At 69.3% G+C, this 22498-nt stretch carries 22 protein-coding genes; 10 read left to right on the top strand and 12 right to left on the bottom strand.

Annotated elements, in window-relative coordinates:
• The first annotated feature begins 101 nt into the window (after window positions 1-101).
• A complete protein-coding gene (locus tag ACWD6P_RS01755; protein WP_451441991.1) occupies window positions 102-797 on the top strand; it encodes a TetR/AcrR family transcriptional regulator in 696 nt (231 codons plus the stop codon).
• On the opposite strand, the gene ACWD6P_RS01760 is transcribed toward ACWD6P_RS01755, so the two are convergent.
• The 4 genes from ACWD6P_RS01760 to ACWD6P_RS01775 all read right to left on the bottom strand — a co-directional run bounded on the left by ACWD6P_RS01760 (window position 754) and on the right by ACWD6P_RS01775 (window position 5897).
• On the bottom strand, window positions 754-2868 hold the full coding sequence (locus ACWD6P_RS01760) for a SpoIIE family protein phosphatase (RefSeq protein WP_451441992.1): 2115 nt from the start codon (window positions 2866-2868) through the stop codon (window positions 754-756). The genes ACWD6P_RS01755 and ACWD6P_RS01760 overlap by 44 nt on opposite strands.
• A gap of 272 nt (window positions 2869-3140) precedes the next feature.
• The gene (locus ACWD6P_RS01765; RefSeq protein WP_451441993.1) at window positions 3141-3917 is read right to left on the bottom strand and encodes a PE-PPE domain-containing protein; all 777 of its coding nucleotides are present in this window, start codon (window positions 3915-3917) and stop codon (window positions 3141-3143) included.
• Window positions 3918-4095: 178 nt separating this feature from the next.
• Window positions 4096-4839 carry a DUF6585 family protein gene (locus tag ACWD6P_RS01770; protein ID WP_451441994.1) on the bottom strand — a complete coding sequence of 248 codons (744 nt, stop codon included), beginning with the start codon at window positions 4837-4839 and terminating at the stop codon, window positions 4096-4098.
• Complete coding sequence (locus ACWD6P_RS01775) at window positions 4836-5897, bottom strand: BTAD domain-containing putative transcriptional regulator (RefSeq protein ID WP_451441995.1); 1062 nt, start codon at window positions 5895-5897, stop codon at window positions 4836-4838. Before ACWD6P_RS01775 ends, ACWD6P_RS01770 begins: the two co-directional genes overlap by 4 nt.
• A 162-nt stretch (window positions 5898-6059) precedes the next feature.
• Here ACWD6P_RS01775 and ACWD6P_RS01780 point away from each other — a divergent pair, with 162 nt between their 5' ends.
• A complete protein-coding gene (locus ACWD6P_RS01780) occupies window positions 6060-8537 on the top strand; it encodes a helix-turn-helix domain-containing protein (RefSeq protein ID WP_451441996.1) in 2478 nt (825 codons plus the stop codon).
• Between the two features lie 70 nt (window positions 8538-8607).
• Here ACWD6P_RS01780 and ACWD6P_RS01785 read toward each other — a convergent pair whose 3' ends face one another.
• The 4 genes from ACWD6P_RS01785 to ACWD6P_RS01800 all read right to left on the bottom strand — a co-directional run bounded on the left by ACWD6P_RS01785 (window position 8608) and on the right by ACWD6P_RS01800 (window position 11899).
• Window positions 8608-9153 carry an Rv0361 family membrane protein gene (locus ACWD6P_RS01785; RefSeq protein WP_451441997.1) on the bottom strand — a complete coding sequence of 182 codons (546 nt, stop codon included), beginning with the start codon at window positions 9151-9153 and terminating at the stop codon, window positions 8608-8610.
• 16 nt (window positions 9154-9169) lie between these two features.
• Window positions 9170-9850 (bottom strand): hypothetical protein, encoded by a 681-nt coding sequence (locus ACWD6P_RS01790; protein WP_451441998.1) that lies wholly within the window; start codon window positions 9848-9850, stop codon window positions 9170-9172.
• An 11-nt stretch (window positions 9851-9861) separates the two neighbouring features.
• Window positions 9862-10743 carry a hypothetical protein gene (locus ACWD6P_RS01795; protein WP_451441999.1) on the bottom strand — a complete coding sequence of 294 codons (882 nt, stop codon included), beginning with the start codon at window positions 10741-10743 and terminating at the stop codon, window positions 9862-9864.
• A gap of 334 nt (window positions 10744-11077) precedes the next feature.
• A complete protein-coding gene (locus ACWD6P_RS01800) occupies window positions 11078-11899 on the bottom strand; it encodes a MerR family transcriptional regulator (RefSeq protein ID WP_451442253.1) in 822 nt (273 codons plus the stop codon).
• A 280-nt stretch (window positions 11900-12179) separates the two neighbouring features.
• On the opposite strand from ACWD6P_RS01800, the gene ACWD6P_RS01805 reads away from it, so the two are divergent.
• Window positions 12180-12923: a class I SAM-dependent methyltransferase gene (locus tag ACWD6P_RS01805; protein ID WP_451442254.1), complete on the top strand. Its 744-nt coding sequence runs from the start codon at window positions 12180-12182 to the stop codon at window positions 12921-12923.
• Between the two features lie 411 nt (window positions 12924-13334).
• Here ACWD6P_RS01805 and ACWD6P_RS01810 read toward each other — a convergent pair whose 3' ends face one another.
• Entirely contained in the window at window positions 13335-13586 is a 252-nt protein-coding gene (locus tag ACWD6P_RS01810) for a hypothetical protein (protein WP_451442000.1), read from the bottom strand.
• A gap of 196 nt (window positions 13587-13782) precedes the next feature.
• Here ACWD6P_RS01810 and ACWD6P_RS01815 point away from each other — a divergent pair, with 196 nt between their 5' ends.
• The 6 genes from ACWD6P_RS01815 (at window position 13783) to ACWD6P_RS01840 (ending at window position 19076) form a co-directional block, all read left to right on the top strand.
• Window positions 13783-15093, top strand: a complete 1311-nt coding sequence (locus ACWD6P_RS01815; RefSeq protein ID WP_451442001.1) for an MFS transporter — start codon at window positions 13783-13785, stop codon at window positions 15091-15093.
• Between the two features lie 88 nt (window positions 15094-15181).
• Entirely contained in the window at window positions 15182-16381 is a 1200-nt protein-coding gene (locus ACWD6P_RS01820) for a cytochrome P450 (protein ID WP_451442002.1), read from the top strand.
• Window positions 16382-16389: 8 nt separating this feature from the next.
• The gene (locus ACWD6P_RS01825) at window positions 16390-17160 is read left to right on the top strand and encodes a class I SAM-dependent methyltransferase (protein WP_451442003.1); all 771 of its coding nucleotides are present in this window, start codon (window positions 16390-16392) and stop codon (window positions 17158-17160) included.
• Window positions 17161-17208: 48 nt separating this feature from the next.
• Window positions 17209-17889: a hypothetical protein gene (locus ACWD6P_RS01830; RefSeq protein WP_451442004.1), complete on the top strand. Its 681-nt coding sequence runs from the start codon at window positions 17209-17211 to the stop codon at window positions 17887-17889.
• A gap of 4 nt (window positions 17890-17893) precedes the next feature.
• Window positions 17894-18241, top strand: a complete 348-nt coding sequence (locus ACWD6P_RS01835) for a hypothetical protein (protein WP_451442005.1) — start codon at window positions 17894-17896, stop codon at window positions 18239-18241.
• On the top strand, window positions 18228-19076 hold the full coding sequence (locus ACWD6P_RS01840) for a hypothetical protein (RefSeq protein WP_451442006.1): 849 nt from the start codon (window positions 18228-18230) through the stop codon (window positions 19074-19076). The genes ACWD6P_RS01835 and ACWD6P_RS01840 overlap by 14 nt, the downstream gene beginning before the upstream one ends.
• Before the next feature lie 13 nt (window positions 19077-19089).
• Here the strand turns inward: ACWD6P_RS01840 and ACWD6P_RS01845 are convergent, their stop codons facing one another.
• The gene (locus ACWD6P_RS01845; protein ID WP_451442007.1) at window positions 19090-20193 is read right to left on the bottom strand and encodes a PP2C family protein-serine/threonine phosphatase; all 1104 of its coding nucleotides are present in this window, start codon (window positions 20191-20193) and stop codon (window positions 19090-19092) included.
• A 173-nt stretch (window positions 20194-20366) separates the two neighbouring features.
• Window positions 20367-21203 carry a helix-turn-helix domain-containing protein gene (locus tag ACWD6P_RS01850; protein WP_451442008.1) on the bottom strand — a complete coding sequence of 279 codons (837 nt, stop codon included), beginning with the start codon at window positions 21201-21203 and terminating at the stop codon, window positions 20367-20369.
• 112 nt (window positions 21204-21315) lie between these two features.
• Here ACWD6P_RS01850 and ACWD6P_RS01855 point away from each other — a divergent pair, with 112 nt between their 5' ends.
• Window positions 21316-21912: an NADPH-dependent FMN reductase gene (locus tag ACWD6P_RS01855; RefSeq protein WP_451442009.1), complete on the top strand. Its 597-nt coding sequence runs from the start codon at window positions 21316-21318 to the stop codon at window positions 21910-21912.
• A gap of 22 nt (window positions 21913-21934) precedes the next feature.
• Here the strand turns inward: ACWD6P_RS01855 and ACWD6P_RS01860 are convergent, their stop codons facing one another.
• On the bottom strand, window positions 21935-22450 hold the full coding sequence (locus ACWD6P_RS01860; RefSeq protein WP_451442010.1) for a hypothetical protein: 516 nt from the start codon (window positions 22448-22450) through the stop codon (window positions 21935-21937).
• Between the last annotated feature and the right edge of the window lie 48 nt (window positions 22451-22498).

Raw genomic sequence — 22498 nt, forward strand, 5'->3', positions numbered from 1 at the left:
GCTTGTCCCGTCCTTCATCCCACCCTGCCTTCCGTTCTTCACCAACCGATTTAACCACTTGATTAAACCGTATGATGAAGGCTCTGCGAGAGGATGGTCAAATGACGGCGGACACCAAGGGCGGCGAGGGCACCGAGGGCGCGAAGGGCTCCGGAGGCGCGAAGAGGCCGGGCAAGAGCACAGGAGCCGAGGACACCAAGGGCCGGCTCATCGAGGCGGCGACAACCGTCCTCAAGAGCCAGGGCTATGCCGGTACCAGCGCCCGTACCATCGCCAAGGAGGCGGGAGTCAACTCGGCGCTGGTCTTCTACCACTTCGGCGGCGTCGACCAGCTGCTGCTCGCGGCGCTGGACCGCTCCTCAGCCGAGCGGATGGCGCAGCACAGCGCCACGGTCGCCGAGGTCCGCACCCTGGAGGAGCTGGCCGACGCCGCCACCCGCATCTACCGGGACGACCTCGACGGCGGTCACATCACGCTCTTCTCGGAGCTGGTGGCCGCCGCCGTGGCCAAGCCCGAGCTGCGCGAGCCGGTGTCGCAGCGGGCCGAGCCGTGGCTCGCGTTCATCGAGGCGACCCTCGACCGCGTGCTCGGCGGCACCCCGCTGGCGCGGCTGACTCCGCCCCGCGACCTGGCGAACGCGGCGATCACCTTCTACCTGGGCGTGAACCTCTTCACGGTGCTGGACGCCGACCGGTCGCGTACGGACTCGGTGTTCGCGATGGCCCGGCGGCTCGCCCCACGCGCCAAGCTGCTCACCCTGCGGATGCCGCGGCGTCGGCCTCGGGGCGATGCCTGACGAAGGGCTGTGCGCGGCAGACGAGCAGGGCGACGTCGTCCGGGTCGTCGGGACGCCGGAGCTCGCGAAGGAGCCGGTCGCAGGTCTCCTCCAGGGAGTGATCGGGCACGTCGAGCAGGCGGAGGAGGGTTTCGAGGCGTTCGTCGATGGCGTGGTGGCGGGTCTCGACCAGCCCGTCGGTGTACAGGATCAGCTGGTCGCCGGGGCCGACGCCGAAGGTGGTGGTCTCGAAGGGGATGCCGCCGACTCCGAGCGGGGCGCCGGTGGGCAGGTCGAGGAGCTCGGGGCGGTTGCCGCTGCGTACGAGGGCGGGCGGGAGGTGGCCGGCGTTGGCGATGTGGCATTCGGCGCGGTGGGGATCGTAGACCGCGTAGACGCAGGTGGCGATGTAGTGCTCCAGCCCTGAGGTGATCTTGTCGAGGTGCTGGAGGACCTCGTCGGGCGCGAGGTCGAGGTCGGCGAAGGCGCTGGTGGCGGTCCGCAGCCGGCCCATGGTGGCGGCGGCGTCGATGCCGCTGCCCATGACGTCGCCCACGACGAGTGCGGTCTTGTCGCCGTCGAGGGGGAGGACGTCGTACCAGTCGCCGCCGATCTCGTAGGTGGCCTGCGCGGGCCGGTAACGAGAGGCGATCTGCAGACCGGGAAGGTGCGGCGGGTGGCTGGGGAGCAGGCTGCGCTGCAGGGTCTCGGCGGCGTTGCGCACGCTCTGGTGGGAGCGGGCGTTGTCGATGCACACGGCGGCGCGGGAGGCCAGCTCACCGGCGAGGGCGAGGTCGTCCTCGGCGAAGGACACCGGGTTGCGGGTCCGCATCAGGCCCAGGAAGCCGAGGACGTGGCCGCGGGCGGAGAGCGGGACCGACATGTACGAGTGCACACCGGCACGCGCCAGCAGGGTCGCGGCGTGGTCGTCGCGGGCGATGCGTGCCAGGTCGTGGGCGTCCGTGTGGGAGATCAGAAGCGGCCGGCCGGTGCGTACGGTCTCGGTGGCCACGCGGTCGGCGGCGTAGGCGGCGATGTGGCCGGGCTGATCGGCGGCCTGGAGCGCTTCGGTGGGGTGGGCGGCCTTCAACGCCAGGGCGCGGAAGAGCGCAGGCCCGTCCGAGGGGGCCGGGCGGTGCTCGTCCAGGACGGAGTCGAGTACGTCCACCGCGACCACGTCGGCGAGCTCGGGAACCACTACCTCGGCCAGCTCCCGGGCGGTCTGTGACACCTCCAATGTGGTGCCGATCCGGGCGGAGCCGTCGGCGATCAGGGCCAGCCGCCTCCGGGCCTCGGCAGCTTCCTGGGCCGCCTGGTACCGGTCGGTGACGTCCACCACCAGGTCGGCGACCCCGAGAATCCGCCCCTGGGGGTCATCCAGCCGGTACAGCGAGATCGACCAGGCGTGTTCGTCCAGGTCAGCGGGGGTGTGACCGACGATGGTGGCCTGGTCGACCATGGGGATCCCGGTCGCCAGGACCTCCCGCATCGCGGCCTCGGGCACCTCGAACTTCGTGGCGGTCATGATCTCGCGGTAGTGCCGGCCGAGGTGATCCTTCGCGGGTATGCCGTGCATCCGCTCCAGGGCGGGGTTGACCGCCACATAGCGCAGGTCGGTGTCGAGGATCGCCACGCCGATGGGGGACTGGGAGATCAGCCGGGTGGACAGCGCGACGTCCCATTCGACCTCGCGAAGCGTCGGTGAGTCGGTGGCGAGCCCGAGAGCGTAGAAGTCGCCGCGGTCGTCCAGCAGCCGCATGTTGCGCAGTTCCACCAGCCGCGAGGTGCCGTCCTTGTGCCGTACGGGGAACGCTCCGGCCCAGCTCTGGCCGGTCGCCATCACCTCGGCGAACTTCTTGACCACCAGATCCCAGTGCTGTTCGTGGACGAGCAGTGGCGCCGCGTACTGCCCGAGCGCCTCGTCGGCGGTGTAGCCGTACAGGTCCTCGGCCTGCGGGCTCCACAGGACGATCCGCCCCTCGGCGTCCAGCAGCACCGCGGCGACACCGAGGAGGTCCATCAGCCCGCTCGGCTGCCGCGGCCTTCCCTCCGGCTGACCGGCGCCAGCCCGACGCCCCTCGGCTGCGCTCATCGCAGGCTCTCCTTCCGCCTGCCGGCATCGCACGGGCCGTCTGCCGGCGACGGCCCTGGCCTGCCTCCTGTGCCTGTAGGCGCTTCGGCTTCCATGGTCTCCCCGGATCGGTTGACCGCACCATCCAGAGGGGACGACGGGGAGCCGTCGCCTGAGGCAACGGTTTGGGTGCTCGGGCTGTTGCGGCGACCGGTGAGGCGAGCCCGACCGCGCGCGAACGGTCCGACCGGGCCGTGCCGGCCGGACCGTTGCCCGCAATCCCGTTGCCCCCGTTACGAAGACCTGACGCGTCCGTCGGGCTCGTACCAGACGACGCCGTCACCGCCGTCGTTGCCGATGGTCTGCGCCATGACGTTGCCCTCCTGCCAGTACTTGGGGTGCTGGAACAGGAAGCCGGGGATGGACCGGAGCGAGGTGGCGTCGCAGGCCAGGTCGGTGCGGATGCAGAAGCGCTGCACCGGGACGCCGTCGAACTTCGCCGGACCGGCGCCGGTGGAAGTGAATCCCAGGGCGCTCCAGCCCTTCGGAACCCGGGACCAGATGCCGGTGTCGGGCTGCAGGGGGTCGGAGTACAGCATGCCGTTCACCTGCGAGCGGGGTATCTCGGTCTCGCCCTTGGAGATCTTCTGCAGGACCAGGTCGGCCACTTGCGCGCCCTGGGAGTAGCCGACGATCGTGAAGCGGGCGCCCGGATCGCGACGGTAGGTCTCCTCGGCCGTGGCCAGCAGCTTGCGGTACCCCTCGCCCACGCTGGCGTCGAAGCTCGGTGCGCCGGGGTCGGGAACGTTGTGGCCGTTGAGCCAGGGTCCGGCGCTCGCCGGATAGCAGACCGGCACCGGGATACCGCCGTCGAGGTGCTTGTTGGCGATTGCGTAGGTGGAGGTGCAGTCGGGCTCGGACGCCGCCGAACCCGTACCGCCGACCTCCAGGTAGTAGTGGTGCACCGGGGCGGCGTGGGCAGCGGTGGGTGCGACGGCGCTGACGCCCACCATCGCTGCCGCCGTACCGGCCACACCGATCGCCCGCTTCCATCTGCTGGACAGGGACATGCTCTGCTTCTCCTCGACACGTTGAGGTGCGCACAACGTCTGTGCGCGGACCTGAAGTTATCCGCGGCCGTTGGAATCGCGATGAAGCGCCGATGAGTGCGCTGCCGACGCCGGGTCCGCAGCCACGACCGGGGTGCGCCTTCGGGCTCCCGCATCGGCGGATGCGCTCAGGACCGGCTCATCCTCCCGAGCCCGCGTCGGCTGCCCGAAGGCGCTCGAAGAGCGCGCAGAGGACGAAGAGATTCGGGATCTTGGACACCGCAGGCCCCCACCTGTGCCAACTCCCGTCGATGTCGAGCCTGAGGGCCGCCTCCTCGATGGCGAACCCCCGCACCTGCGACCACCGCGCGGACACCTCCCCGGCCCCGACCTCCTCCCCGGTCAGCCAGATGCCCCCGAAGGCCAGCCGCTCGCCGTTGTGGAGCGCGGCCAGCGCCCGCGGTAACTGGGCCCGGATGACGGCCCGTCGGACCTCAAGCGTCCACGCCTCCGCATCGCCGCTCTCCGGCCCGCACTGCAGCACCACCCGCTTTCCGTCGACATCGGTGAGCGTGTAGGTACGAGTGGTGCTGCCGCTGCCGCTGCCGCTGCGGGTCGGGCCGTGCGGATGGCGGGTGCTCTTCTCGAACACCGAGGTGGTGTCGTAGCGGACGACGTGGATCCGTCCCTTCACCGCAATCGTCATCCCGTGCTCGTACATGTCCAGCCGCGCGTCCGTACGCCTCGTCGCGGCGGACCGGCCGTACCGGGCGAAGGCCAGCAGGCCCCGGAGCATCCGCGCCGGGCCGGTCTGCGTACGGGTCGGGTGCGCGGCCCCCGCATAGGTGGCACGTCGTCTGCCGAGGCACGCACGGCCGGCCGCGGCGGAGATCCTCGCCAGCAGCAGCTCCTCACCGCGCGTACGCGGCGTCGGTCGGGTCACGGCGCGGTACGGGTGAGGTCGGCGTCGTGCCCGCGCAGGATCATCTGGTGTGTCCGCCTCAGCAGTTGGCCCGGTGGCACCCCCAGGTCATCGGCAAGACGGCGACGGGTCCGGTCGAACACGGTCAACGCGTCGGCCTGCCGGCCGCTGCGGTGCAGCGCACGCATCAGCATCGCGGCGACCGGCTCGTTCAGGGGCTGCGCCACGGCCAGCGCCCACAGGTCTGCGGTCGCCTCGGAGTGCCGGCCCAGCTGCAACAGCCAGCCCGCCTTCCGCTGCACGAGGGCGACCCTGCGCTCGCTGAGCCGCAGTCGCTCCAATTCGGCGAACGGCCCGGGCAGGCCGGCCAGGAGCTCGCCGCGGAACAGGGCCACCGCCTGGGAGCAGAAGCGGACCGCCTCGGTCAGTTCGCCCGCTCGCTCGGCCGTCCCGGCTGCGGTGACCAGCTCCTCCATGCGTGCCACATCCACCTCGACCGCGCCGGGAACCAGCCGGTAGCCACACCGATCGCGCTGGATCACCGAGTCCGGGCTGTCCCCTATGCGCAGGACCTTCCGTAGGCGGTGGATGTACACCGGCACCACGTTCGTGAGCGGCGGCTCCATCCCCCACACTCCGCCGAGCAGTTCCTGTTGGCTGACCGTCCGGTCCGGGCACAGCGCCAGCGCTGCCAGTACGGCTTGCTGACGCAGGTGTCCCAGGTCCACGGGCTGTCCGTCGCGCCACGCCTGCAGCGGTCCGAGCAGCGAGATCCGCACCCGCGGGCCGTGCGTCTGGCGGACGACGGTCCGCGGCACCGGGCCTGCCGCCTTGCGGGGGCCGTGGCCGGGGACGACCAGCCCGCAGTCGAAGGCGTGGACGATGGCGGCAGCCCGGTCGCGCAACCCGAGTTTGGCGAGGATCCGGGCGAGGTGCCCGGCCACGTCGTCCTTGGGGAGGGCGAGGGTGGAGGCGACCTCGGCGTCTCTCAGGCCACAGCCGACCGCGTAGAGCACCTCGCGCTCCTGATGCGTGAGCGTGGTGACGGTTGGCTGGCCGGTGGTTGCGGTCGTCGGCATCGCGGGCTCCCCTGGCTCCGGGTATCGGTCTGGCGGATGACGTCGACGCTGGCCCCGGCACCGGGAAACGGACAGGCCAGCAGACCGGCCGTATCCGGCCGGTGGCCGCGCTAGAGTCCCTCACCTGGGGGAATCGATGTGCCGGGGGAGAGTGCGGGACCTGTGACGAGTGAGTTCAGCGCGCTGTTGCGGCGGCTGCGGCGCGAGGCGGGGATGACTCAGGAGGCCTTGGCGGAGCGCGCCGGAGTGGGCGTACGCACCATCCGAGGGTTGGAGACGGGCGAGCGCGCCGACCCCAGGGTGACCACGGTGCGGCTGCTGGCCGATGCGCTCGGGCTGCGCCCCGAGGAACGCGAGGGGCTGCTGACGGCTGCCATCCGCCGGACCGGGGAGGGAAGTCGGCCGGACGACTCGGCCGGGGAAAGGAGCGGTCCCGAGCACTCGGCGGGGGAGGGGAGCGGGCCCGAGTACTCGGCGGGGGAGGGGAGCCGTGCGGAGGACTCCGCCGGGGACGGGAGCCGGGCGGACGAGGCGACCGGCCGCGCCGAACCGCTCGCAGGCGACCAGCCCGGGTCCGCGTTGCACGAAACCCTGGCCGACATCGCCGAGCAGCTCGCGCAGACGGTGGCCGCCCGCTGGCGGCGCGAGGAGGAGCAGCGGCAGGTCCACGATCCCTATCCGCTGCCGGTGCAGTGGCGGCCGGTCGCCGAGGAGCTCACCGACCACTGGGCCAACATCCGCCGGCTGCCCGCCGGGGGCACGCACGGCCCGCTGGATCTGAGCGGGCAACTGGACCGGATCGTGGAGGTGTACCGGCGGATCCCGTCCGGGCGGCTGGTGGTGCTGGGCCGGTCCGGCTCCGGGAAGACGATTCTCGCCGTGCGGTTCGTCCTGGACCACCTGAAGTCGAGACGCCGCGCCGAAGCCGTACCCGTGATCTTCAGCATCGGCTCGTGGGATCCGACCGCCATCACCTTCCGGGACTGGCTGGCGGCGCAGCTGACGCGCGATCACCCCGGTCTCGCCGGCAAGGGGCCCGGCGGGTCGAGCCTGGCCGCCGCACTGGTCGAGACCGGCCGGGTGCTCCCCGTACTGGACGGCTTCGACGAGATCGCCGGCGGCCTGCGCCGTCCCGCGCTGGAGGCGCTCAACGCCACCACCCTGCCCCTGCTGCTGACGAGCCGTCCGGCCGAGTACGCCGCCGCGGTGGCGGAGACCGACGTGCTCACCTCCGCCGCAGCGGTGGAGCTGACCGATCTCACCCTGAGCGACCTCGCCGACTATCTGCCGCGCACCACGCGCAAGGCACGTGGCGGGGCCCTCTCGTCCACCGCCTGGGATCCCGTGCTGAGCGAGCTGCGCAAGCGGCCGCTCAGCCAGGCCGGTGCCAACCTCGCTGCGGTGCTGACCACTCCGCTGATGGTCACGCTCGCCCGCGCCGTCTACAGCGACACCCCCGACCATGCCCCGGCCTCCCTCCTGGACACTCGGCGCTTCGGCAGCCCCGAGGAGCTGGAGGACCACCTCCTCGACAACTTCACCGCCACCGTCTACCGCCCCCGCCCCGAGCACCACACCGGCAGTCGGCCCCGCCGCACCTTCGACCCGGAACGCGCCCAGTACTGGCTCGGCTACCTGGCCCATCACCTGACCCGGCTCGACACCCCCAACCTGGAGTGGTGGCGGCTCGGTTGCGTGCTGCGCCGCAGCACGCGCACGCTGGTCAGCGCGCTGGTGATCTGTCTGGCCATCGGGATCGTCGACGGTGCCGTCGGCACCCTCTTCGACCCCCTCGAATACCAGCTCGCGGACGGGCTGGTGGCGGGGGTCCTCGCCGGGCTCCTGTTCGGGATCGCGTACTGGTTCATGGTCGCGGCCAAGGACACGGCCGTGCAGCCGTCCGGCGTGCGCATGAAGCTGTTTGGCAAGGAACGGAGGACGAGACGGAGAGCGCTCCCCCGGCTGGCGATCGGATTGCTGTGCGGGCTGGTGTTCGGCGTCGGCTACGGCTTCGTACGCGGAGCGCTCAACGGCGTCCTCGTCCACGCGAGCCTCCCGACCGTCCTGGAGATCGGCCTCGGCGACGGTCTCGTCTACGGCCTGGTGTTCGCGCTGGCAGCCGGCCCCGCCTTCGGTCTCCTGGCCCTCTTCGAAACCCCTCTCGACATCCGGTCCGCCGTCAATCCGGTCAGCCTGCTGCGCACGAACTGCCGGACGGTCGCCGGCCAACTCCTCGTCTGGGCCCCCGCCTTCGGGCTCCTGGTCGGCTTCGGATCCATGGTGGCGATCCCGCCCATGCAGGCGATCCTGGGCCCGGTCGTCTGGCATCTGACGGCCGCGGTCAAGCTGGGCGTCATCAGCGGGCTCGGCGGCGCCCTCGGCTATGCGCTCAGCCTGACCGCCTGGGGGCAGTGGGCGGTCTTCGCCCGGATCTGGCTGCCGCTGACCGGCCGGCTGCCCTGGTCCGTCGTCGCCTTCCTCGAAGACGCCTACCAGCGGGGCGTGCTGCGCCAGGCCGGTGCGGTCTACCAGTTCCGCCACGCCCGCCTGCAACACCACCTCGCCCGCGCCTACCGCTCACCCCGCGCCCCACAACAGCCGTCCGGGGCAGGAAGCCCCAGCCCCACGCGCACCGGATAGCAGCGACCGTCGCGGTCAGGGGCCCCGGGCACGGGGCACGGGGCGTGGTTCATGGGGCACGGGGCACGGGTCAGCCTGACGAGGCGGAGGCCCGCCCGGACGGCTCTCGGTGGGACTTCGCAGCGGGGGCGCACATCCGCCAAGCGCCCTTTTCCTTGCGAAGGTAGACAGCGGCCGGCTTCAGGGCGGGCCTGGTCACCACGGCGCTGGCCGTGTCCCCCGTGATCCTGACCTCCGACGTCGTGATCGGTATCGGCTTCGACTGGGTATCGCGGTCGTCGTCGCCCGGGTCACCGTCGTTGTCGGCGATCCCGCTGGCCTCCTCCTGGCAGAGCAGGCTGATCATTTTGGGGGTGTCCCCCCGGTCGACCGCGAGGGCGAAGTCCGCGACCACCTTCTCGATCCGCGACTGCTCGCTCTCGCCCCGGTCCACGAGCAGATATGCCGTGACGCCTCCGGCAGCGGCGAGCAGGGCGGCCGCCGCTCCGAGGTACCACCACTTCTTCCGCCGGCCGGCCGACTGACGGGGAAACCGCGGGTCCCCCGGCGGAACCGCCGGCGGCTGACTCCCCTGTGGAGGCCAGGGAGGAGTCCCCTGGCCGGGCTGGTGTGACACATCGATGCCTCTCTGCTCAGGACGGTTCCTCGTAGCGCGACATCAGGAGCTCGTCCAGCTCCTGACCGAAGTCCTTGGGATCGACGTCCCCTTCGTAGACCAGGGCGACCTTCCCCACCGCGAGGTCCGGGGAAAGGCAGTACCTGAGGATGCCGCCGTCTGTCGTGATCTGCAGCAGGCGCGTAGAGGCGATACCGGCTTCGTTCTCCCAGCCGGGGACACCGTCAGGGAAGTCGGCCAGCGCGGCGATGGTGCCCATGTCGCTGGGCCGCGCCACACCGAACCCGTCCCTGCTCGCCGAGACGAACCCCGCATGAACGTCACGCAGGAACACCTGCACGGGTTCGGGGAAGCACTCCCAGAAATCCGGCTCCTCGAAGGTGCCGGGATCGTAGCCGACCCAGGAGACCAGCTCGCCGTCGTCCGTCTCCAGAACGTAAACCAGTGCGGGAGAGTCATCGGTGATGCAGGCCCGTACGTCGACGCAGTGCGCGTCCAGCACCTCGGCGAACTCGGGAACAAGCTCACGGAAGCTCTGGTTCCACAGCGACAACGCCGTTCGGCGACGGGATTCCGCGTCGTCCGACAGGACGATCGGCCGCCACTTCTCGGGGATCCGGGAGAATTCAACGGATCCTTCCCCGACGAACGTCAGTGACCAATCCTCCACCGTGGCGGCGATTTCGGTCGGGCCCATATCCGGCCTCCTTACTGGCTCTTGAGCAGCTGATCGATGATGTCCTGCAACTTGCGGCGAGTCTCATTCTCCAGGGCAATCTGGTTTTTTATCCACTGGGGATCCGCCCCCGAAACGTAGGCCGCGCTCCTTGACTGCTTCGATTCGTTCGCCGCCTTCGACAGCCACTGAAAGTTCAGGTTGGCCCGCGAGACCACGTACATGTTCCGGGGCGTGAGCTGCATGAAGCCCCGCATATGGATGAGTTCGGCCAAGGGGACTATGTGGTCCGGCGAGACCTTCGACCTCCCGGAGTTATAGGCCCCGATCGTACGGCCGGACGCCGCCGGATATGCCGTATCCCTGTCCGTGGCCTGCGGCCGGGCGACTCCACGGAGGTTGATGTTGCCCACTCTGCCGGGGTTGCCCTTTCGCAGGGCGTCGAACACCGGACGTATCGGGGAGCTTTTGGGGACTACCCAGTTCTTGCCGCTCGGGGGCGGTGCGGGTGCGGTCCAGTTCGCCGGAGCCAGCTTCTTCGCCTGCTCAAGCTTGGCCAAGGTCCGCGGAGTAGGGGCCTTGAGGCCCAAGGGGCCTGCCCCCTCGTCCTGGAGCGCCCTCATCGCCTGCATACAGGCCCGCAGCTGGGCGACGACCGTGGCCCGGCGCGCCTCTAGTGACGCCTTCTCCGCGTTGTACGCCGCCGCGGCACCGGACTGCTGCGGCGGGAACACATGGGGTTTGGCGTTGTGCGCGCGGATCTCCGCCCCGAGCTGCCGGGCCGCCGCGATCTGCGTCGAGCACAGATCAACGGGTGAGACCGGCTTGGCCTCCGCCGGGGAAATGAACCCGAGTAGTGCGACCAGCACCACCAGCGCGACCAGGAGTCGCTTGAATCTGAGTGATTTACGCATGCCCTCGCCTCGCCCGTCGACCGTGCTGCGCATTCCCCGACGGCGCCTACCGGCGTGGTGATTTCCCCGCGCCCCGGGCGCCTTCCACCCAGCGCCGTACTTCTCGCTTCCGGGTGGTTCTCGGCGGCAACTCGCCCACCGTCGCAGGAGGCACTGAAATGCCCATGAAATCTCGATGGTCGGGATCAGCGGACTCGCGATGGACGTAGCGATGGGCATGGCGATGGGCATAGCGATGGCCGTCGCGCTGCACGCAGTGCCCGATGGTGGCCGGGCAGCCCGGCGGTCACTGCCACCGCCGGCTGCCCGGCCGTATCTTGTCAGTTGCCAGGTGTCAGGACGTGACCACCGGCACCTGCAGCTCGGTCACCCAGTCATCGTGGTTCTCCGGGCACTCCAGGCTGATCTCCCGCGGGTATCCGGTCGACCGGTACCCGTTGCCGTCGATCCAGCGGGCCAGGGCCTGGGCCGTCGGCAGCACGGTGTCCATCGAGCCGTGGTGCACGATCGTCGCCGCCTCGTCGACGGGCGGCAGATCGAGCACCCGGAAGGCGCCGTCCTGGACGGGGGCCGAGACCTGGACGGCGGCGTGGACACTGATCCTGCCGCCGCCCTCCGGGGCGTCCTCGTAGTAGGCGACACCAAGTCCCGCGGGCTGCACGCCCGCCGCGCGCAGGCGTGAGAACAGCTCGTCGTAGAGCGGTCCGATGACCGGGCCGATGTCCTCCGGCTCGAAGCTGGCGGCGATCGCGGTCAGCTCCGCCACCCGGATCGCCGGGACGCTCTTGATGATGACGTCGTTCGTGGGCATATGCCCCTCGCTCTCGATCGACCGGAGCCTCGCCTCGACCTGGACCAGCCGTGCCGCCGCAGCGGTCATCGTGGCCTCCAGCTCTGCCCGCCGCAGCCGCAGCATGCCGCGCAGTTCCTCGGTGCTGATCCTCTCGTCCACGATGTCCTGCACCTGTTGGAGGGTGAAACCGAGGTCCTTGAGCGCGATGACGCGGTTGAGGCGCGTGAGTTGGGCGGCCGTGTAGTAGCGATAGCCGCTGGCAGAGTCGACATGGGCCGGGCGCAGTAGTCCGGTCGCGTCGTAGTGACGCAGCATCCGGACCGAGACGCGGCCGTGTCGGGCGAAGTCTCCGATGGTGAACATGACGTCTCCGAGTTCAGCGCCTGACACGGTGTCAGGGTCAACAACCCACCTCGCCCGAGCGCGAGGAGCGGGCCGAAGCCCGCACCGAGGTCGTCCATCATCCGCTCGAACCCGTACGCCCGCCCGTACACGAGGCCGAGACGATGTCCGGATCTTTGTTGCTTCTGCCAGTACGACGGTCTGCCGGGGTGCGGCAAGACTGCCCGCCAGAGGCCGCGGCGTGTCCCGCGGGACGGTGGCCGAGGCCGAGGACATGACGAACCACAGGGAGGACGGCGCGATGAGCGTGCAGCTGTATGACGAGATAGGTGAGGCGTTCGAGGGCTTCAAGGCACTGCCGCTGGCGCAGTACGGGGAGGTGTCGAGCTTCCTGGCCATGGTGGGGGACGTGCGCGGCAAGTCGGTCCTCGACCTGGCGTCCGGCACCGGCTTCTACAGCCGGGAGTTCAAGCGGCGCGGCGCCACGGAGGTGCTCGGAGTCGATATCTCGGGTGAAATGGTCGCCGTGGCACAGCGGTTGGAGGAGAGCAATCCGCTGGGTGTGCGCTACGAGGTGGGTGATGTGGCCGAATTGCGGCCCGTTGAGCGGAAGTTCGACGTCGGCGTGGCGGTCCAACTGCTCAACTACGCCGATGACATCGCCACCTTCGAGCGGATGTGCCGCAATGTGCACCGGAGTCTGAAGCCGGGCGGCGAGTTCTTCGTACTCAACCAGTCGCCCGACTTCCGCTTCGACGGGCCGCCGCTGGACAAGTACGGCTTTCGCAGCGAGCTGACCGGTGAGGAGGCCGAGACCGGGCCGCGAGTGAGGATCACGGCGCTGCTCGACCAGCATCCGATCAGCTTCGTCACCAACCGCCCGCGCCGCGAGGTCTACGAAGAGTCGATGCGGGCGGCCGGATTCGGCGAGCTGACCTGGGTCCCGCTGGAGGTGTCCGACGCCGGCGTGCGCAAGTTCGGTGCGGACTTCTGGGCGGACTTCCTCGCCAACCCCCCACTGGAGATGCTGCGCTGCCGCGTCTGACGACCGATCGGACATCCCGGCGGCCCGACCTCTGGAAGTCGCCCGGGCCGGGGGGCGGGGCCGGGTCGCCGGTCGCCCCCCGGAGGTCGTTGCGAACCGCCATAAAGAGACGACGTCGGAGCGCCTTCCGTGACTGTTTCGCGCCATGGGAGGAAGCGTCGTCGGTGCCTGCGCCGCCGTCAGGCCGCAGGTAAATCGGCATGTTGGGCGCAAATCTGCCTTAAGCCTTCACGTTGCGAATCGTTCGACCGTCGGTATCGAGACCCTTTGGCGTGGCCGGTAATCGCCGCTCTCGCCTTTACGGGGCAATTCATTGCCAACGCTTTACGTGCATCTCCCTCCGCGCTCGCTTACCTTTCTTCCCACCTCTCTGTCGAGGTGAGAATTCGTTGATGATGCGACGATACGTGATCAAACCTCGATGGTCTTGATGGATTGATGGCTTGGCGGAAATCTCCTCGTCATGACCGACTCCGTTGCCGTAAGGGTGGGTGCCGGAGCGTTTTGGTGTTTCTCATGCTCGGAGCCTTCGTCAAATTTATGAATGGTGAGATCTGGTGAGGTCTGATGAGATCTTTTTCTGAACCATTGACGATGCATGGTGACCCGTTCTAGGTTTTCTTTCCGGCGGCACGAGTCGTCACCAACGAGGGAGAGCTTCATGAAGCGCATTATCGAGATCGTTAAGGGCGCTTTCTCCAGTTCGGCCAAGGTGGACCCGGAGAAGATGGCGTCGCACGCCTTCCAGTACAAGTCCTGATTTCCGGCGGGCTGTGGTGGCACTCATCCGGGCTCATCCGGGGCCACCACGGCCCGCTGTGCTGCCTCAGCGGAAGGTGATATCGAGGAAGGCCGGCACGTGGCTCGGGCTGCAAGACCCGCATCCCTCTTTCGGGACAGGAACTTCTCAAGTCTCATCGTCGCGCAATTTGTCAGCGATACGGGTACGGCCGTCTCCGCGCTTGCGCTTCCTCTCGTTGCCCTCACGCAGCTGCACGCCACTCCGCTTCTTCTCGGGGTGCTGGGTGCGGCCTCCGCACTTCCGCAGCTGTTCCTCAGCCTCTGGGCGGGCGCTCTCGCGGACCGCGGCGACAAGCGCAGGATGATGCTGTACAGCGATGCCGTCCGGTGTCTGCTCGTGCTGACCGTCCCCGTCGCGGCTCTGCTGCACCGGCTGACGTTCCTGCAGGTACTGCTGGTGGCCCTGGGGGAAGCCGCCATCACGCTCCTTTTCGACGCCGCCTATTCGAGTTATCCTCCTCAGCTTTTTCAGGACTCCGGAAGGCTGGAGGAGGCGCTCGGCAAGCTGAATGCGTCCTTCTCCGCCGCACTGCTCATCGGACCGTCGCTGGCTGGTGTTCTGGTCGCCTCCGTGAACGCCTCCAACGCCATCATCGGCGACGCCGCCTCCTACGCCATCAGCTTCTTCCTGCTTCTTCGCATACGAGTGACACGGCATAAGGGTGGCGAGACGCGGGGTGGTGTGGACGGCGGGACCGGAGGCGGTGTCGACAGCGGAACCGGCCTCTTCGTCGCGCAGAGGGAGGGGCTCAAGTATCTCTTCGCGCATACGGAATTCAGATCGATCGCCCTGGCGAATGGTGTTGATTCGTTCTTCCTGGCGGGATGGAATGCCCTGTGGCTGCTCTACGTGGTGCGGCATCTCCACTGGAGCGCTCAGGCCGCAGGATTCGTGCTCGGTATCGGGGCCGTCGGCGGTGTGCTGGGCTCCCTGCTCGCTCGGCGGGCGACCAAGAAGTTCGGGATCTCGAAGGTTCTGATAGTCAGCGCCTTCGTCACCGCTCCGTGTGAGGCGGTGACCCTGATCGTCGCGCCGGGGCTCGTCGGCCAGATCGCGGTGCTGGTGTCTTTCATCGTGGTGATGTTCTTCGTCTTTCTCTACACCACCGCAGCTCGTGCGTATCGGCAGACGACATGCCCGCTTCATATGCTCGGTCGTGTGATGATGGCAAGCCGCTGGCTGTCCTGGGGCGGGCGTCCCGTGGGGGCGTTCTTCGGCGGCTTGGCAGGCTCTTTCATCAGCGTACGGAGCGCGATGTTTCTCGCCGTACTCGGTCTGCTCGTCCCCCCGCTCATTCTCCTGGTGGGACTGCGCGGCCGCCATGGAACCACCGTTTCCCAGGAAATCCCGGAGAACGCCGCAAGCTAGTCGCGCGCCCTGCGATCGAACCGCACTGGGGCAGAGGGAGCATCGACAGAGGGGAATCCCGATGGTCGCCAAGGAACGTGGGGAACCCGTGACCGCGGAAACGGCTACCGAGTTTCTGCATTCGCAGCAGTTCATCGACGACCCCGACGCGTTCTTCCGGATGCTGCGGCGGGACGCACCGGTCTGCCCGGTGCGCACGCGCAGCGGGATGCCGGTGTGGCTGGTGAGCCGGGACGCCGACGTACGCCGGCTGCTGGGTGACGAGCGGATCGTGATGACCGGTGCCTATGCGGCGGGAGCATCCGGGGCCCGGAACGCGCTGGACCGGAACCTGCTCGACCTCGACGGGGATGAGCACGCCGCCGTCCGGCGGCTGGCTGCCGGTGCCCTGTCCGCGCGGGCCGTGCAGCGGCGCCGGCCCGGGATACACCAGCTGATCGCGCGCCGGGCCGACACGCTCACCCCCGACCGGCCGACGGAACTGATCACCGCCTTCATACGTCCCGCCCTCCTGGCCTCCACCTGCAGTGTGCTGGGGGTGTCGGAGGAAGACTGGGCCGATATCGAGCGCTGGGTGCGGGCCCTGCTGTCACCCGGGACCAGCACGCTGGGCATCGAGACGGCGCTGGAAGCCCTGGAGCCGTACTTGGCACGGCTCGTCTCGGCGCGCCGGGCCGACCCACGGGACGACATCGTCTCCGCCGCCGTCGCGGCGGCCGACAAGAACGGCGAGGTGAGCGAGGCGGACCTGGTGTCGCTGTGCGGGATGCTCGTCATCGCCGGCTTCGAGAACACCGGCCGTACCATCGCCAACGCGCTCTTGTGGCTCGCCCGGCGCCCCGGTGAATGGGAACGGTACGTGGCGGCCGCCGAAGCGGAACGCCAGCCGCTGTTCGAGGACCTCATCCGGCTCTGCCTGCCCGAACCGCTCTCCTCCGTACGGGTCGCCACCGAAGCGGTGGAGGTGGCGGGCCATGTGGTCCAGCCCGGCGAACGGTTGATGTTCGCCTTCGGCGCCGCCAACCGGGACGTCGCGCGCTACCGGGAACCGGACGCCCTCGCGCCGCGCGACAACGCCCAGGACCACCTCAGCTTCGGCAAGGGCGCCCACTTCTGCCTGGGCGCCGCGCTGGCCCGTCTGCAGATCGAGACCACGCTCGCCGTCCTGGCCGAACGGTTCCTCGCCATCCGCCTCGCGGACCCGTCGTCCGTCCGCTGGACCGGCACCTACCGCCACCGAGAACTGCACAGACTCGACGTCGTCCTCCACTCCACTCCACGGAAGTGACTTCCCACATGCCCGACGAACCCCAACTCCCCGCCCCGGCACCCCATGACGCCTTCGGCGGCATCCTGCTGCGCTGCTGGAAGGCGGGCGGGGCGCCCGGATCCGCTGCCGAGATCGTCGAACGTGAGGACGGCTTCATCGGCTGGTCCGACCCGAGTCGCTACTTCGCGCCCTACGACCAATGGGATCTGCCCGAACGCCTCATCGCCGACTGGGCCCGGGGCCGGGTGCTCGACGTCGGCTGCGGAGCGGGACGGCACGTCGTGGAACTCGCCGGCCGCGGACTGGCGGCCACCGGGATCGACACCTCGCAGACCGCCGTCGACATCGCCCGGCTGCGCGGCGCCGACGCCCACCGGGCCGACATCTTCGACTACGTCAACGCGCCGGACGCCCCGCGCTACGACTCATTCCTGTTCGGCGGCGCCAACCTCGGCCTCTTCAGCACCCGTGAACGCGGCCGCCACCTGCTGGAACGCCTCAAACGCATCGCCAACCCGGGGGCCCGCATCCTGGGCGTCACCAGCGACCCGCTGGCCACCTCCAACCCCGTGCACCTCGCCTACGCCCAGGACAACGTCCGCGCGGGACGCATGCCGGGCCAGGACCGCATCCGGGTGCGTTTCCAGGCCGCCGCTTCCCCCTGGTTCGACTACCTCTCCTTCTCCCCGCGCGAGGCCGAGGAGCTCGTCGAGGGCACCGGCTGGAAAACCAGCCGGGTGCAGGAGGGCGACGGCGGATACGCCATGGAGATCACCCTCACCGAACCGCCTTGCTGACACCCGCGGTTGACCCGCCCACACGCCAGCGACCGCCCGAAGGATGCCATGAGCGAGCAGCACGGGAAGGACATCGCTGTCCCTCACATGACCGCCTGGAGCAGTGAGGTCGCTCCGGCGGTCACCCTCCGGTGGAAGCACGGCCGTCTCGGCTTCACCGACGAGAAACCACAGGACCGCGACGACCACGGCATCCTCTGGGCCCGCCACACCGACGCCCAGGGGCAGACACGGCCCACCTTCGGCCGGGTCCACACCGGCCGGCAACGAGCCGCCATGGCCGGTCTGCGGTGCCAGGTGTGCAACCAGCCCGTCACGACGACGGACGACAGCTATACGTGGCTGGTCGACCTGCGGGAGGCCGCCGACCTCACACGCTTCCGGCAGGACTGGGTCACCACCAGCTATCCGCCGATCTGCGCACCCTGCCTGGTCCTGTCCACCCGGAGATGTCCCGCCCTGCGCCGCGGGTTCGCCATCCTGAAAGTACGCTCCGTCAGCCCGTTCGGGGTGCGGGGGATGCGGTTCAGACCCGCCTGGCGCGGCGTCCGTCCGGCGGACGACGGCGTGGCACGGCACATCTCCTACCGCGACCCGGCGACCGCCGGAGTACTCGCGACCCAGGTGGTCGTCAAGCTCCACGGAGTGCGGCTGTTCGACTGGTCCGTCGTCAGCGCCGACGACCCGGCCGGCGCACGGTCCACGGCACCCTCGGCGAAGGCGGAGTAGCCCTATGCCATGGACCGGAGCCGTCGAACTCATCGTCACCGGAGCCCTCGTCGCCCGCATGGTCGTCGCCGGATTCCGGCGCCGGCCGGGCAAGATCTTCAGCTGGCCCATGTTCAGCCACGGCTGCTCCGTGCTCATCGAACTCACCGTGGAGAAGGACGGAAAGCGGGAACCGGTCAACCTCTTCGACCTCTTTCCGACCGGTGACACGCTGGCGATCACCACCACCGATCTCCAGACCGTGTGCGACTACCTGATGGAGACGTACGACAGCGTCGACGGGGAAGGCCGGATGCTGTATCCGGAAGGGGAAGCCCCCGTGAAGGTGGTCTCGGGCCGTGTGGTTGTCTGACGCCGTCGCGGAACTGTTCCGCCTGCCGACCGACGAGTCCCGCATCCAGATCTTCCGCATGCTGGTCGGTGCTGCGTGCACCCTGAAGTTCCTGGGTGAACTGACCCAGGGAACATGGAATTTCCTCGCCCACGGTTCCTATTCGCGCTTCGAACTGCGGAAGTTGCGCGGCGCCGACGCGGAACTGCTCGTCTGTGCCTTGTACCGCCCCGTCGTCATCGCCCGGCTGGTCGCGGCGCTGATGCTCACCGCCGGTGTCCTGCCGCGGGTCGCGGCCGTCCTCGTCGCTCTGGGACTCGCCTTCGAACTGTCCTACCTCTACCGCTTCAACACCATCTACCTGATGCTCACCGTCGCCTGCCTGGTCTTCGCGGGCGCACCCGGAAACGGCTTCGCGCTCTCGTACGCCCGGACCGATGCGAACACATGGAGCCAGTTCCTGATCGTGCTCATCACCCTTGATATGTACTGGAACAGCGCATGGATCAAGGTGAGATCCGCCCAGTTCCGCTCCGGGCTGCGTATGGCGCAATGGCTGGAGTCCGGTGCCGCGCTGGGGCCCAGACTTCCCCGCCGTGAATATCACTACCCCGCATTTCTCGTCCGCCATCTGGGGAACAGCTCGCCGGCCGCACTGCGCACCTGGCGCCCGGTGTCGCTCTTCGTCATCTTCCTGGAGGTGGCGATACCCGTCGCCCTCCTCTTTCCGCCCACCCGTCCCTATGGCATCGCGGCCGGCATCATCATGCATCTGTGCTTCTGGGGCCTGCTCCCGGTCACCCTCGTCGGCTTCTCACTGGGCTCGGTCGCCAGCTATGTGCTGTTCGTGCCGTGACACGCCGTACGGTTCACGGGGTCGCTTTGTGCGTCGACCTGCTGGGCGGACGGTGGATGGCGATGAGGGCCGCGTCGTCATCGAGGCGTCCGCCGGTGTGGGCGAGGAGGTCACGCCGGATGTGGTGCAGGAGTGCTTCCGGGGAGCTGTCGGTCCACTGGGCGGCGCGTTCCGTGAAGGGGTAGAAGTTGCCGTCGCGGTCGCGCGCTTCGATGATGCCGTCGGTGTAGACCAGGAGGGTGTCGCCGGCCTCGAAGGTGACCACGTCGACCGTGTAGTCCGTCGGTCCTGTGGTGTCGACCCCCAGCGGGGGCGCGGGGTGCAGGCTCGGGGCGGTGACGGCGTGGGCGGGGCTCAGCAGCAGCGGTGCCGGGTGTCCGCAGCTGGTCATGTGGGTGATGTGGCCCTGGTCGGGGATCTCCAACAGCAGTGCGGTGACGAAGCGCTCCCCGGCCTCTTCGGCCGGTTCGAAGTCGGCCTGGTAGCGGGAGATGCTCTCTTCCAGGGCGGCGGCCAGGGCCGGCAGGGCGGTGTGCTGGTGGGCGGCCTCGCGGAAGGCGCCGAGCAGGAGGGCGGCCTCTCCGATCGCGGCCAGGCCCTTGCCCCGTACGTCGCCGATCATCACCCGGGTACCGTCGTTGACTCGGGTGGCCGCGTACAGGTCACCGCCGATCTGCGCCTCGTCCTCGGCGGCCAGATACAGCGAGGCGACGCGCAGCGGGCCGATCCGCTCCGGTAGCGGCCACAGCAGCACATGCTGCGCGGCCTCGGCCACCGACCGCACCTGGGCCAGCTCCCGTCTGCGCCGGTCGCGCAGCACGCAGTAGAACACCACCAGCGCGGAGAGCGCGGCGAGGGCCACGATCTGCACGATGACATTGCGGGAGGCCAGCACGCCGAAGTGCAGGCCGATGAACGCCTGTGCCGCCACGGCAAGGAGCCCGATCAGCCCGGTCAGCACGGGCCCGGCGAAGGAGGCGGTGATCGCGGGCGCGATGACCAGCAGCGGCCCCAGGTGGACGTCCTCCGGCACCAGGATGTCCACCACGGTGATCACGATGATGAGCAGCAGGGGAATCGCCAGCAGCGTATGGCCCGGCCGCCATGGCTCCCGCACTCCTGCAAAGCGTTCCCTGAGGCCCACGTCTTCCACAGTGCACCGCTCCGGGGGCGGCTGACGAGTCGGCCGCCCCGGAGCGGTCGATCAGGACGGCTCCCGTCGAAGAATCGAGACGATACGACCCGTCTCGCAGGGAAGGCTGCCGTGTGTTACGAGATTGCCGTCGTGTGTTACGAGATGGCCCGCAGCCCGCCGTGGGGCCGGCGGCCGAGCTCGTCGACCGCCTTGGCCGTGCTCTCGTCCGCGGGGAGGAAGACGACCAGCTGTTGCGCCTCCGAGGAGAGTTCGAGCGTCTCGCGGAGCAGCCGAAGCTCGCAGCCGGAGGGGTGGTTGAGGCGGAGAGCACCGCGTCGCGGAACCACATGACGGTTCAGACGGCGCGTGAAGTCGGGGCCGGCGACGGGGGCGAGCTCCGCGGTGAGCCACTCGGAGTTCTCGACGGACGGTCCGAGCCACAGGTCGAAGGCCTGCTCGTCCGCGACGTCGTCCCAGTCGGCGAAGAACGTCCGGGCGCGGGGGTCGGTGAAGACATAGCGGGTGAGGTTCGGGGCGTCGGTGTCCAGCAGTCCGGTTCCGCTCGTCACCGACTCATAGCCGCTGGTACGGGCCAGGATGTCGCCTAGCCGGTTGGTCACCACGGCGATGCCCGGTTCAAGGAGGCGGAGTGTCTCCAGGACGGGCGGGCGGACCTCGCGGGACGGTGGCGTGGGCCGGGTGTGCGCGGAACACTCCCCGCCGGTGATCTTCGCGAGGTAGCGCAGATGGTTGCGCTCCGAGGGGTCGAGGCTGAGTGCGTCGGCGAGCGCGTTGATCACGGCGATCGAGGGGTTGCGGTCACGGCCCTGTTCCATGCGGGTCAGATATTCGACGCTGATGCCGGCCCGCGCGGCAAGATCCAGGCGGCGCAGACCCGGTGACCGGCGGCGGCCGCGATCCGGCAGGCCCAGCGATTCCGGCTGGATGCTGTCGCGTTTGGCCCGGATGAAGTCCCCCAACGGCGTACCCATGAGGCGAGCATAGGGCGCTGCCCGTGGGCGGCGGAGTGCTGAGGGTGGCCCTGCGGGGGCCAGCCTCAGCACGGTCTGGCTGCGGCCGTGGCGCGGCCTGATCGTGGTGGGCATGGACAACGACAAGCCCAAGCTGCTCATCATCGTCGGAAGCGTCCGGGAAGGACGGTTCGGCCCGGTAGTGGCCTCGTGGGTCGCCGAACAGGCCGCCCTGCACGGTGGTTTCGAGGTGGACACCGTCGATCTGGCCGACATCGACATCCCGCTGGCGCTGCCGGCGGCACCGCCCAAGTTCGCCGGCGACGGTTACCCCCGTCCGGCCGGGATGGCGGCACTGACGTCGGCGCTGGCGGACGCGGACGCCTTCATCGTGGTCACGCCGGAGTACAACCACAGCTATCCCGCGTCGCTGAAGGCGGCCATCGACTGGCACTTCACCCAGTGGACGGCCAAGCCCGTCGCCTTCGTCAGCTACGGCGGCGCGGCGGGCGGCCGGCACGCGGTGCTGCACCTGGAGAACGTGCTGACTGAGCTGCACGCGGTGACCATCCGCGACGGCCTCGCCTTCCCGAACTACTTCACCGCGTGGCAGGACGGCCGTCCCCTCGACCCCGAGACCTCCGGCTACGCCAAGACCCTGCTCGACCAATTGGCCTGGTGGGCGGGCGCACTCCGGTCCGCGCGCGCCGCCGCTCCCTACCCGGCTTGAGCGCAGGGCCTCCTGTGGGAATTCAGGACTCGAAGTCCTGGTAGCCGTACGCGGCGGTGTGCTCGAAGTGTCCGGGGAGCGGGTGGAGCGCGACCAGGTCGCCCTCGCGCACGACCTCCCCGGACAGGGGCGGCACTTCGATGCGGTCCCAGTGGACGGTGACGGTGACCGCGTCCCCGAGGTCTCCGGCGAACATGCGGTGGGACAGCGTCTGCGTCTCGTCCGCTGCCTCCTCGTCCGCCGCGAAGTCGTAGCCCACCGGCTCGTCGGGGCCGGTGAACGTGATGTCCGGATAGCCCGCTATCGAGAGCGTGAGAAACGGATGCAGGTCGATCGAGTCGGTCTGCTTCCCCTGCTGATAGACGTCGAGGGTCAGACGGGCGCCGTACCAGCAGAGCAGGTACAGGTTGATCTCCGCGGCGAGCTCCGCGGCCAGATCGTGCTGCACCTCTTCGAGGCTTCCTCGGATGTAATGGGTGTCCTTCCTGGCTCCCCCTGGATCGACGCCGAAGGACAGGTCGTAGAAGCTGCGTGACATGCGCATGATGCTATCGACGGGCGGGAGCCGTGCCACCGCCGTCTCGCC

The organism is Streptomyces sp. NPDC002446 (genome assembly GCF_053595675.1).

Bases quoted from the DNA above. Each gene is read 5' to 3' on its own strand.
- ACWD6P_RS01755 (WP_451441991.1), top strand. From the start codon at position 102: ATGACGGCGGACACCAAGGGCGGCGAGGGCACCGAGGGCGCGAAGGGC.
- ACWD6P_RS01760 (WP_451441992.1), bottom strand. From the start codon at position 2,868: ATGAGCGCAGCCGAGGGGCGTCGGGCTGGCGCCGGTCAGCCGGAGGGA.
- ACWD6P_RS01765 (WP_451441993.1), bottom strand. From the start codon at position 3,917: ATGTCCCTGTCCAGCAGATGGAAGCGGGCGATCGGTGTGGCCGGTACG.
- ACWD6P_RS01775 (WP_451441995.1), bottom strand. From the start codon at position 5,897: ATGCCGACGACCGCAACCACCGGCCAGCCAACCGTCACCACGCTCACG.
- ACWD6P_RS01790 (WP_451441998.1), bottom strand. From the start codon at position 9,850: ATGGGCCCGACCGAAATCGCCGCCACGGTGGAGGATTGGTCACTGACG.
- ACWD6P_RS01795 (WP_451441999.1), bottom strand. From the start codon at position 10,743: ATGCGTAAATCACTCAGATTCAAGCGACTCCTGGTCGCGCTGGTGGTG.
- ACWD6P_RS01800 (WP_451442253.1), bottom strand. From the start codon at position 11,899: ATGTTCACCATCGGAGACTTCGCCCGACACGGCCGCGTCTCGGTCCGG.
- ACWD6P_RS01805 (WP_451442254.1), top strand. From the start codon at position 12,180: ATGAGCGTGCAGCTGTATGACGAGATAGGTGAGGCGTTCGAGGGCTTC.
- ACWD6P_RS01810 (WP_451442000.1), bottom strand. From the start codon at position 13,586: ATGAAGCTCTCCCTCGTTGGTGACGACTCGTGCCGCCGGAAAGAAAAC.
- ACWD6P_RS01825 (WP_451442003.1), top strand. From the start codon at position 16,390: ATGCCCGACGAACCCCAACTCCCCGCCCCGGCACCCCATGACGCCTTC.
- ACWD6P_RS01830 (WP_451442004.1), top strand. From the start codon at position 17,209: ATGAGCGAGCAGCACGGGAAGGACATCGCTGTCCCTCACATGACCGCC.
- ACWD6P_RS01835 (WP_451442005.1), top strand. From the start codon at position 17,894: ATGCCATGGACCGGAGCCGTCGAACTCATCGTCACCGGAGCCCTCGTC.
- ACWD6P_RS01850 (WP_451442008.1), bottom strand. From the start codon at position 21,203: ATGGGTACGCCGTTGGGGGACTTCATCCGGGCCAAACGCGACAGCATC.
- ACWD6P_RS01855 (WP_451442009.1), top strand. From the start codon at position 21,316: ATGGACAACGACAAGCCCAAGCTGCTCATCATCGTCGGAAGCGTCCGG.
- ACWD6P_RS01860 (WP_451442010.1), bottom strand. From the start codon at position 22,450: ATGTCACGCAGCTTCTACGACCTGTCCTTCGGCGTCGATCCAGGGGGA.